Origin of the sequence: Limnospira sp. PMC 1279.21, from assembly GCF_032349615.1 — a bacterium.
Classification (GTDB): domain Bacteria; phylum Cyanobacteriota; class Cyanobacteriia; order Cyanobacteriales; family Microcoleaceae; genus Limnospira; species Limnospira fusiformis.
Genome location: NZ_JARPLU010000356.1, coordinates 1 through 1,734, shown reverse-complemented (window position 1 = coordinate 1,734; position 1,734 = coordinate 1). Strand labels below are relative to the sequence as shown.

Sequence of the window (1,734 nt, the reverse complement as noted above, 5' to 3'; positions counted from 1 at the left end):
CTCTTCCCCTAACTCTTCTCCTGACTCTTCCCCCACCCAAAATCCCTCACCCATTATTGACTTAATCGATGCACCAGACCTCACGGACTTTGACAACCGCACCACCGAATTAAATACCCCCAAACAGTGGATCTTACAAGACCGGAGGCGCTTAATTACCATCTATGGATTAAGTGGCATTGGCAAAAGCGTACTAACCAGGCAACTAATCGAACAAATTCAGCCGGAATTTGACTATATTTGTTGGAAAAGTCTCACAGAAACTCCCACCTTTTCCTCCCTAACAAACCAACTGCAACAATTTTTTTACCAGTCACAAAATCCCCCATTTCCTACAATAATTGATTATTTCCGTCACTGCCGTTGCTTAGTCATATTGGATGACCTACACAATCTTTTTAAAAGCGGTGCATTGGCGGGGGAATACTTGACAGACTTTAAAGAATACCGGACAATTTTTCGGAAAATTGCCAAAAACCATCATCAAAGTTGCGTGATTCTCCTCAGTTGGGAAAAACCTAGAGCCATTGCTACCTTAGAAGCGGAAACACACTCCACCCGCACGTTACACCTGAAAGGATTATCAGCCGATGCTGAGGAAATTTTGCGATCGCACCAATTAACCGACTCGGAAAAATGGCCGGAATTAATCAACCTCTATCAAGGACATCCTACCTGGTTAAATATCATCGCCTCAACCATAGTCGAACTATTTGATGGTAGCGTTTCCCTATTTTTAAGCCACAGCGAGGACATCTTTTTAGGTGACTTAGAACCAATTTTAGAATCTCAGTTAGAACGATTATCCCAATTAGAACAACAGGTGATTTCTGGTTTCCGAGAAAATCAAGCGATCGCCCTTTCTGAACAACCCACTAATCCTGAATTATCCCCATCTGAATTATGGTCAGCCATCCAATCTTTAGTTAGACGGGGGTTGCTAGAAAAAATATCAGAGGGAGAGCGAGGAATGTTTCAACTGCATCCGATTTGGCAACAGTATCTTAAATTTAAGCTAAGTTAGAATAGTTGAAAAAGAAAAACTAGGAGAATCCCTAAAATGCGTTCACCTTTATCCCTGTTTACCGTTGAAGACTATATCATCGCTGAAGCCGAAAGCACCATTCGCCATGAGTATATGGGCGGTTATGTGTTTGCTATGGCGGGTGCTAGTGAAGAACACAATCTCATTGCCGGTAATCTTTATGCCTTATTACGTTCTCATCTGCGGGGGAGTTCCTGTCGGGTATTCATGTCTGATATGAAAGTCAAAGTTCAAGACGATATTTTTTATTACCCTGACTTACTCGTGACTTGTAACCCCGAAGATAATCACCGATACTTCAAAACACAACCTAACCTAATTATTGAAGTGCTGTCAGAAAGTACCGAAAGCACTGACCGACGAGAAAAATTAATGAACTACCAAACCTTAGAAACTTTGAAGGAATATGTTTTAGTCTCTCAAGATGTTATGCAAGTGGAAGTCTATCGTCAAGACACTCCGGGGAGTTGGACAGTTCAAATCTTAGGAGAAGATAATCAGTTAACCTTGGAATCTGTGGGGCTAACTATGACCGTGGCGCAAATTTATGAAGATGTATTGAATGTGGGTCAGTGAATTTAAGCACGAAAAAGCGCCCCCCGACTGGGAGGCGCTCTATTTCATCTAAGCTATAAATTAGCCGATTTGAGGTGCAACCAAAGCTACAGGCTCAGACTCAGCAGAAGCTA

General features: G+C 42.1%; 1 protein-coding gene and 1 pseudogene. Both read left to right on the top strand.

What is annotated here, in order from left to right:
* Window positions 1-52 precede the first annotated feature (52 nt).
* Window positions 53-442 (top strand): annotated as a pseudogene (locus tag P5683_RS26630) (NB-ARC domain-containing protein); the annotation flags it as partial.
* A 618-nt stretch (window positions 443-1,060) separates the two neighbouring features.
* The gene (locus P5683_RS24510) at window positions 1,061-1,621 is read left to right on the top strand and encodes a Uma2 family endonuclease (RefSeq protein WP_193520764.1); all 561 of its coding nucleotides are present in this window, start codon (window positions 1,061-1,063) and stop codon (window positions 1,619-1,621) included.
* Window positions 1,622-1,734: the final 113 nt, after the last annotated feature.

Excerpts from the sequence above, each read along its gene's own strand:
- P5683_RS24510 (WP_193520764.1), top strand. The coding sequence starts at position 1,061 with ATGCGTTCACCTTTATCCCTGTTTACCGTTGAAGACTATATCATCGCT.